We start from the raw sequence: 7,231 nt of genomic DNA, 5'->3' as shown, positions 1-7,231 counted from the left end.
ATGTTCCGTCCGTATCGACCGGGCGGCCCCGTCCCCCGACTTCTGCTCCTCGGCGTGCGCCGCCGGGTGGCTCGACGACACCTACCCCACCGTCACCCCGACCGGTGGCCCTGCCGGCTACTGGGCGGGCGCCATGTGGGGTGCGTCGGGGTCGACCGCAACCGCGGCAACCGGCCCCGCGCCTACGCCTTCGACTGGCTCGACGCCCGTCCCCAGGAGGCCGCATGACCTACATCGACGACGCCACCCACGAGCTGAACGCCCAACTCTCGGCCTCGCACGCCGGGAACGGGTGCCCCCCGGAGCTGACCAAGCTCTACGCGCTGCTGGTCCTGACCCGGGGTGCCGACTGCACCCTCGAAGACGTCCACGACGCATGGGCCGTGTGGACCGCTGCCGAACGCCCAGAGCATCGGTCGCTGATCCCGTTCTCCGACCTCGCGGTGGATGTGCAGCTGCTCGACGTTCCGTACCGCGACGCGATCCGCGCGGCAGCGACACGGCTCTCGGCGACCGCGTGAACCGGCGTCTCGCCCGCCTGCTGGGGGGTGCTCCGGTCCCGGTCTATCGGGTCGCGGTGCGGCGTCGCCACCCGACCAGCATGTTCGACGGTGTCGACATGGCGATGTCGGGGCGCCGCTGGTCGTGGTGGTGCTCGTGTGACGGCACCCATCACCACGTCCCCGACCAGCCGACCGCCCTCGCGGTCGGCCTGACCCACCTCGCGAACCACGACCGGCGCCCGGCCCGCCGGTGACCGGGCCCGACGACGACCCGATCCCACGGTGCCCGGTGTGCCGGTTCCGGGAGCTGACCGGCCCCGCCTACATGTGCCCCCACTGCGTCGATCACCTCGCCACCGACCTCACCGAGATCGCCCGGCTCGCGGTCCGCCTCGACGCCCGCCCGATGGTGGCGGCCCTGGACTCCCGCGGGCCGCCCGGATTCCGGTCTCGGCCACCCGGGCGCGTCGACATCTGGGTCGCGACCGACCCCCGGTCGAAGCCCTACCCGGTCGTCGACGAATGGTTCGGGCGGGACCGCGACGGCGTCGACGACGGGCAGCCGAGCCACGAGGACGACCGGCCGATCCGCGGTGTCCACTTCACCCTGTCCAGCTGGGCCGAGCTGATCGTCGAATCCCGGGGGTTCGCCTATGCCCCCCCACCCGACATTGAGGGGCTGTGCTCGTGGCTCACGGCCCAGTCCGACTACATCTCCCGGTGGCCCGATGAGGGTCCGGCGCTCGCCGTTGATCTCCGGGCGCAGCGGAACCAGCTGCGCAGCTTGACGGGGGATCCGAATCCGCGCCCGGCGGCGTGGTGTATCCGGCTGGTCCCGGTGGGGGATGACAGGGGGGGTGACAGGCAGCGGACCTGCGGGGAACCGATCTTTCTGCCCCGCGGGCAGACGGAGATCGACCACCGGGCCCCGATCCGGCTCCACTGCGCCGCCGAGCCCTCCCACGTCTACTCCGGTCTGGAGCTCCTCAACCTCAAGCTCGCCAACGACGACGCGGGGGGCTCGTGTACGTGAAGCAGACGGACATCGGCTGGCTGTGCGACCGGGAGGCCCTCGCGGTGTGGCTGGGCCGCAGCACGGAGACGATCCGCCGCCGGGTCCCGGTGGTCGGCTACCTGGGGTCGGGGGAAGCGCTCCACAACATGGAGCAGGCCAGCGTGATCCTTGCGGAGATCCCGTCACGACGTAGGATCTCCACCTAGTCGTCCGCGGGGCACGTCACCCCGGCGGACGGGGCTGGTCGTCGAGCACGCTGGGGAGCGGTACTCCGACCGGGCCGGGCACGTCCCTGGTGACTGCGGGGACGTGCCCGGCACCCCCACCCCGCGTCTGGCGAGGCGACTAGACTAGCGGGGGCAGGTACCGCCGCCAAGCACCCCGAGGACCCCCCATGGACCAGTACCCAACCCAGGACGACGCGATCCGCTACTCCGCGGACTTCTTCACCGCCGTCGAGGCCTACCGCACCGGCGACACCGACACCGTCGTCGACGTCCTCGCCGGACCCGAGACCGACGACCAGACCCACATGCGGCACCTGTACGCGATGTTCTCGGTGGCGGCGATGCTCGCGGGGCGGGCCGCCCGGAAGGCGTGCGCCGACCCGGACGATCCGGCGCCGATGGACGGCCCGGCGATGCTGGAGATCGGGGACGTCCGGACCGGTCTCCGCGCCCACCCCGAAGACCTCGACCCGGACGAGCGGGTCACGTTGTGGGCGCTCGCCGCCGGGGCCAACGTCGACGTCGACGGGGTCGCTGCGCACCTGCGGACGATCGGGCGCCGCGGCGGCCCGAAGGCGGTGTGCGACGGGATCCTCACCTTCGTGAAGATCATGGCGGCGGCGTGGGACGGGGAGTCGCTGTCGTGACCGCGGCCCCCGACCCGGGGAGGGTCATCGGATGAGCGACAGCCCGACCGTGCCGCCGCGGGTCCCGGCGACGATCTGCCACACCTGCACCGGCGACGGCCAGGTCCGGACCCGGCACGCCTCGATCAGCCGCGTCACCGACACGGTGTCGCGGGTGTGCCCGGATTGTGAGGGGTCGGGGCGGCTCCGCGGCTTCGTCCCCCCCGAGTAGCGATCCCTGGTCATGGTCGGGCCCGCGGCGACGGATTGACAGGCCCCGCCCACGGCCGCTATACCGGGCGCACCAGGGCGTGAGCTGTGCTCCGATGCCCCCCATCGGGAGCCCGGTCGCCCAGGGGAACCGGAACCCCGCCGCTGTCGAGTTGCCCCCCAGCTCAGGCGCGGCGGGGTTTCGTCTGTTCGGGGAGCTGCTCCAGCGAGTACGTCGGGTAGTGCGGGTCGCCGTGGATCACACGGTAGGTCGCCCCCTGGTGGACGATCTCCTCCGGAGCCACCCCCCCGACCCGGTCGACGACGACTTCGACGTCCGGTAGGTCCAGGCGCCAGCGGTGCAGCGTCACCCGAATCTGATCCATCTCGGGGTCCTCCTGGGGGCGGCGTGGGTTTAGAAGGGTCAGCGTCCTCGGCTAGTCAACTACCGCCGAGATCCAGAACCCCAGGTCCGTCTTGATGTCCTGCCGCCAGTGGCCGTCCTGGAAGTACGGCTCGCCCGCGGTGTCGCTCACCGGCAACGCCTCGGTCGGTGCCGGCTGCCCCTCGTCGCCGCTCACGACGAGGCCGTCGCGGCGTGGGCGGCTTGGATGCGGTGGAGGGCGTCGGTGACGGCGCCGCGCGCCTGGAGGTCGATGTCGGGCGGCCAGAGCGGCCAGAACTGGGGCTGCTCGTGGCGCCGCCGAACCACCCACATCGACTGCTCGTCCCCGTACACCCCCACCGCCATCCGGCCCTCGATCGACCCGGGGATGTCCACGAAGCGCGACGTCCCGTAGCGCCGCTCTAGTTCCTCGATCATCTTCTCCTCGGTCCACCCCGCCGACCCCCAGGCGCCCTCGTCGGTGTCGTTGTTCCGCATGTACATCTCGGTGATGAAGATGTGGGCGACGGCGTCCGCGAGCCCGAGCTTGGCTTGGCTTCGGCGGACGGCCTCGCCGCCCTGGTGCTCGTACATGTCGGCGATCATCTCGACGGCGCGCCGCGGGGACTCGTCGAGCTTGTGTAGTGGCATCGCGTCGTAGGTGAGCCCGAGCGGGCCGTCGATGACCCGGAGCAGCCGGGCCGGGGACTGGTCCCAGCCGGACGCATGGTCGGCGGCCTCGACGTTCCGCACCAGGGTCTCTAGGCGATCTTCAAATGGGGTCATGGGGTCTCCTTCTTGGCGGCGTCTCTCGCGGGGGTCGCCGCGAGGTAGCGGTAGATCGTCGGGCGGGTCACGCCGAACTCGTCGGCGATGTGCTGGACGGTGTGGAGCCGCCGCCCAGCCAGGTCGACCTCGTCGTACATGAGGCGGGCTAGGTGGGCCTGCCGGCGCCCGAGCTTGGGTTTCTGCCCGCCGGTGCGGCCGCGGGCCCGCGCGGCGGCGAGACCGTCCTTGGTGCGCTCCGATAGCAGTGCCGCCTCGAACTCGGCGATCGCCCCCAGCATCTGGAAGAACATCCGCCCGATCGCTGTCGACGTGTCGATGCCCTGTTGGAGGACGACGAGATCAATCCCGTCGCCGCGGAGCTGCTCCGACAGCGCAATCAGATGGGCCAACGACCGGCCGAGCCGGTCGAGACGGGTCACGACGAGCTGGTCCCCGGCCCGCGCCATCAGCAGTGCGTTGTCTAGCTCTGGCCGGCTGGTGAGTTTCCCGGAGAGCCGGTCGACGAACACCCGGTCACATCCGGCCTCGATCAGCGTGTCGTGCTGGAACTCGGGGTGCTGCTCGCTGGTCGACACCCGCGCATAGCCGATCTTCACCCGCTAAGTATATCGCGAACGGGCGGACGCTTTACGTTGGCGCGGACACGGGTTGCGTTACAGCCCTGAGCTGGGCCGATAACCCCCCGCCGTGAGCGTCCGCGAACGAGCGTCTGCGGACACACGACGCCGCTAGCCCCCGATCTAGCCGACGGACTGGGGGTGTCCCGATGCCGCCCGCCGAGATGACGACCGCCGACGAGATGCGGCTGATCGCCGACTCCCTCCACGCCGCCCTCCCCTTCCAAGCCGCCCGCCTCCACGTCCTCGCCGCCTACGTCGAGGGCCTCGACCTCGCCGCCGCCGCCCGCCGCACCACCGCCACCGCCGCCGCCACCCCACCCCCACGGCACGCCGCCCCCTGACCCCGGAGAGGAGGGGGACGGGATGGACTCGCTGCTGACGACGATCGAGCGCGTCAACACCGACACCCTCGACACCCACCCCCGCAACGCCCGCCGCGGCGACATCCCGATGATCGCCGAGTCCCTCACCGAGAACGCCCAGTACTCGCCGCTCATCGTGCAGCGCTCCACCGGCTACGTCCTGTCCGGGAACCACACCCTGCTCGCCGCCCGGTCCCTGGCGTGGCGGGAGATCGACGTGACCTACGTCGACGTCGACGACGCCCGCGCCACCCGGATTCTGTTGTCCGCGAACCGGACCGCCGACGCCGCCGGATACGAAGACCGACTCCTCGCCGAGCTGCTGAGCGCCCTCCCCGACCTCGACGGCACCGGCTACACCCCCGCCGACGTCGACGACCTGATGGCGGGGCTCGAAGAGATCGCCGCCGACACCACCGACGACGGTGCCGCCGGCATGCGCCAAACCCACACCCTCGACGAGGACGGCGCCGCCTACGCCGACACCGAAACCCGCATGATCATCCTCGCCTATCCGATCCCCGACTTCGAGGTGATGGTGGGGGCGCTCGCCGACCTCGCCGAGCGCTACCAGTGCGACTCGAACGCCGCCGTCGTCCAGCGCCTCGTCCAGCAAGCCACCGCGAACCCATGACCGCGGAGGTGATAGCCGCGCCGCGGGTGTTGTCTCGGGCGGAAGCGTCGACGCTGGTCGGGTTCCGAGTGGAGCCGCAACCCGTCACCGTCACCACCGCCACCATCGCCCGCGACGCCGCGACCGGCGACCCCGTCTACGCCTACCTACCGGTGGACGGGGTCGCCGGGCTACGCCGGGCGGTCCTGGCGACCCCGTGGCAGGAGACGTTCCGCGCCACCTCCGGGAAGCGGAACGCGTCCCGCGTGTTCGGCTATAGCCCGCGGAAGGTCGCGACCCGCCGCGAATCCTGCAACCGGACCGCGCTCGCCCGCGAAGCCCCCGACACCCACCGCGTCCTCGTCGACTGGTCGGCGCGACTCGGAGAGACGTTGCGCGCGGAACTCCCGGAGGTCGCCGCCGACGGCGAGACCCAGGCGCAGCGCGTCCTCCCGGAGTGGCGTCTCGGGGAGGCGGAACCCTGGACCTCCGGGGTCGTCAACCGCACCTCCGAGCTCCCCTATCACCGGGACGGCTTCAACCTGCCCGTGTGGTCGGCGATGCCGGTGGTGCGCCGCGGCGTCGCCGGGGGCTACCTGCACATCCCCGAGTACGGGGCGGTCGTCGAGTGCCGCGACGGGTGGGCCCTGTTCTTCCCCGGCTACGACCTGGTCCACGGGGTGACGCCGATGCGGACGACCACCGACGGCGGCTACCGGATCTCGGTGGTGTATTACGCGCTGTCGGGGATGAAGGACTGCTTCACGGCGGCCGTCGAGACCGCCCACGGCCAGGCCACCCGCTCGAAGCGGGAACGGGACATGGCTGCCCGGCTGGCTCGCGGTGACCGCGGCTTCAAACGCTCCGACCCGAACTCGCAGCCCGTCGTCGGCCACGGCATCCCGAAGAAGAGTGCGCCGTGATCCGCCGGGGCCGTCCCTCCGAGTACCAGGTCGCGATCCCCTCCTACCGGCGGCCCGCGGTCCTCACGACGAAGACGCTGCCGACGCTGATCGGCGGGGGCGTCGTCCCCGAGCGGATCACCGTGTTCCTCCACGCCGACGACCCCGACCTTGAGGACTACCGGGCGCTGCTGCCCTACGACGTCGACGTCGAGGTCACCGGCGCCGTCGGGATCACCGCCCAACGCGCCGCCATCCTCAACGCCTACCCCGTCGGGTGCCCCCTGGTGCAGGTCGACGACGACCTGTCCGGGCTCGTCAAGGCCCTCGACGCGAAACGCACCGCCCCCGTCACCGACATCGACGCCGTGTTCCGGTCGATGTTCTACGAGACGGCGGCTCGAGATTTGTGGGTGTGGGGGCTGTCCCCCACCAGCAACGCCTTCTACATGACCCCCGGCCGGATCACGACCGGCCTCCGGTTCTGCATCGGGACCGTCCTCGGGACCTACACCCGCCCCGGGCATCCCGTCCACGACGGGCGGGCCGCGACGAAAGAGGACTACGAGCTGTGCCTCCGGGCGTGGTGGTGGGACGGCGGGGTCGTCCGCGCCGACGGGATCGCCCCCGACGCCGACCACTACACCGCCGGGGGCTGCTCCGAGCTGCGCACCCCCGACGTCGAGGAAGCCTCAGTGCAGGCGCTGCTCGCGGACTGGCCCGGCCTGGTCCGGCGCAACGAGAAGCGCCGCTCCGGCTACCCCGAGATCAAGCTCGCCGTGAAGCCCCGCGCCGCCTCCCACCCGACCACCGTCCCCCCGCCGGGGACCCGCCGCGTGGGGGTGACTAGTGGGCGCTAAGCCCGGCCGCCCCTCCGGGGCGAACTCGCCGACCTCGCCGCGGTCTATCGCGACCCGCGAGAAGCACCAGAAGGCCCTCGCGATGCGCCGCGCCGGGGTGTCCTACCCCGACATCGCCC

The 7,231-nt window shown here is 71.8% G+C and carries 16 protein-coding genes; 12 read left to right on the top strand and 4 right to left on the bottom strand.

What is annotated here, in order from left to right; genetic code table 11:
* From VGH76_RS19750 to VGH76_RS19720, 7 genes are all read left to right on the top strand, one after another.
* Window positions 1–228, top strand: a 228-nt coding sequence (locus VGH76_RS19750; protein ID WP_331558428.1) for a hypothetical protein, incomplete at its 5' end; no start/stop codon positions are given.
* Entirely contained in the window at window positions 225–521 is a 297-nt protein-coding gene (locus VGH76_RS19745; protein WP_331558427.1) for a DUF7701 domain-containing protein, read from the top strand. The genes VGH76_RS19750 and VGH76_RS19745, both read left to right, overlap by 4 nt.
* Window positions 522–601: 80 nt before the next feature.
* A complete protein-coding gene (locus VGH76_RS19740; protein ID WP_331558426.1) occupies window positions 602–757 on the top strand; it encodes a hypothetical protein in 156 nt (51 codons plus the stop codon).
* Complete coding sequence (locus tag VGH76_RS19735) at window positions 754–1,536, top strand: hypothetical protein (protein ID WP_331558425.1); 783 nt, start codon at window positions 754–756, stop codon at window positions 1,534–1,536. Before VGH76_RS19740 ends, VGH76_RS19735 begins: the two co-directional genes overlap by 4 nt.
* A complete protein-coding gene (locus tag VGH76_RS19730; RefSeq protein ID WP_331558424.1) occupies window positions 1,533–1,724 on the top strand; it encodes a hypothetical protein in 192 nt (63 codons plus the stop codon). The genes VGH76_RS19735 and VGH76_RS19730 overlap by 4 nt, the downstream gene beginning before the upstream one ends.
* A 188-nt stretch (window positions 1,725–1,912) precedes the next feature.
* A complete protein-coding gene (locus tag VGH76_RS19725) occupies window positions 1,913–2,392 on the top strand; it encodes a hypothetical protein (protein WP_331558423.1) in 480 nt (159 codons plus the stop codon).
* Window positions 2,393–2,423: 31 nt separating this feature from the next.
* The gene (locus tag VGH76_RS19720; protein WP_331558422.1) at window positions 2,424–2,603 is read left to right on the top strand and encodes a zinc finger domain-containing protein; all 180 of its coding nucleotides are present in this window, start codon (window positions 2,424–2,426) and stop codon (window positions 2,601–2,603) included.
* Window positions 2,604–2,766: 163 nt separating this feature from the next.
* Here VGH76_RS19720 and VGH76_RS19715 read toward each other — a convergent pair whose 3' ends face one another.
* Genes VGH76_RS19715 through VGH76_RS19700 form a run of 4 tightly spaced genes read right to left on the bottom strand, consistent with a single transcriptional unit; the run spans window position 2,767 to window position 4,351 of the window.
* Window positions 2,767–2,967, bottom strand: coding sequence for a hypothetical protein (locus VGH76_RS19715; protein WP_331558421.1), 201 nt, complete (start codon window positions 2,965–2,967; stop codon window positions 2,767–2,769).
* A 51-nt stretch (window positions 2,968–3,018) separates the two neighbouring features.
* Window positions 3,019–3,162, bottom strand: a complete 144-nt coding sequence (locus VGH76_RS19710) for a hypothetical protein (protein WP_331558420.1) — start codon at window positions 3,160–3,162, stop codon at window positions 3,019–3,021.
* The gene (locus VGH76_RS19705; RefSeq protein ID WP_331558419.1) at window positions 3,159–3,719 is read right to left on the bottom strand and encodes a hypothetical protein; all 561 of its coding nucleotides are present in this window, start codon (window positions 3,717–3,719) and stop codon (window positions 3,159–3,161) included. The genes VGH76_RS19710 and VGH76_RS19705 overlap by 4 nt, the downstream gene beginning before the upstream one ends.
* Window positions 3,720–3,748: 29 nt before the next feature.
* Entirely contained in the window at window positions 3,749–4,351 is a 603-nt protein-coding gene (locus VGH76_RS19700) for a recombinase family protein (protein WP_331558418.1), read from the bottom strand.
* Here VGH76_RS19700 and VGH76_RS28055 point away from each other — a divergent pair.
* The 5 genes from VGH76_RS28055 (at window position 4,273) to VGH76_RS19680 (ending at window position 7,112) form a co-directional block, all read left to right on the top strand.
* The gene (locus VGH76_RS28055; protein ID WP_414637765.1) at window positions 4,273–4,446 is read left to right on the top strand and encodes a PQQ-binding-like beta-propeller repeat protein; all 174 of its coding nucleotides are present in this window, start codon (window positions 4,273–4,275) and stop codon (window positions 4,444–4,446) included. The two genes, VGH76_RS19700 and VGH76_RS28055, sit on opposite strands and share 79 nt — an antisense overlap.
* A 75-nt stretch (window positions 4,447–4,521) precedes the next feature.
* On the top strand, window positions 4,522–4,716 hold the full coding sequence (locus VGH76_RS19695) for a hypothetical protein (protein WP_331558417.1): 195 nt from the start codon (window positions 4,522–4,524) through the stop codon (window positions 4,714–4,716).
* A gap of 22 nt (window positions 4,717–4,738) precedes the next feature.
* A complete protein-coding gene (locus VGH76_RS19690) occupies window positions 4,739–5,371 on the top strand; it encodes a ParB/RepB/Spo0J family partition protein (RefSeq protein ID WP_331558416.1) in 633 nt (210 codons plus the stop codon).
* Window positions 5,368–6,273, top strand: coding sequence for a hypothetical protein (locus VGH76_RS19685; protein ID WP_331558415.1), 906 nt, complete (start codon window positions 5,368–5,370; stop codon window positions 6,271–6,273). The genes VGH76_RS19690 and VGH76_RS19685 overlap by 4 nt, the downstream gene beginning before the upstream one ends.
* Window positions 6,270–7,112 carry a hypothetical protein gene (locus VGH76_RS19680; protein ID WP_331558414.1) on the top strand — a complete coding sequence of 281 codons (843 nt, stop codon included), beginning with the start codon at window positions 6,270–6,272 and terminating at the stop codon, window positions 7,110–7,112. Before VGH76_RS19685 ends, VGH76_RS19680 begins: the two co-directional genes overlap by 4 nt.
* Window positions 7,113–7,231: the final 119 nt, after the last annotated feature.

Source organism: Actinomycetospora sp., assembly GCF_036497585.1.
Lineage (GTDB): Bacteria > Actinomycetota > Actinomycetes > Mycobacteriales > Pseudonocardiaceae > Actinomycetospora.
The sequence above is the reverse complement of the archived record's forward strand: the minus strand, read 5'-3'. Positions and strand labels throughout refer to the sequence as shown.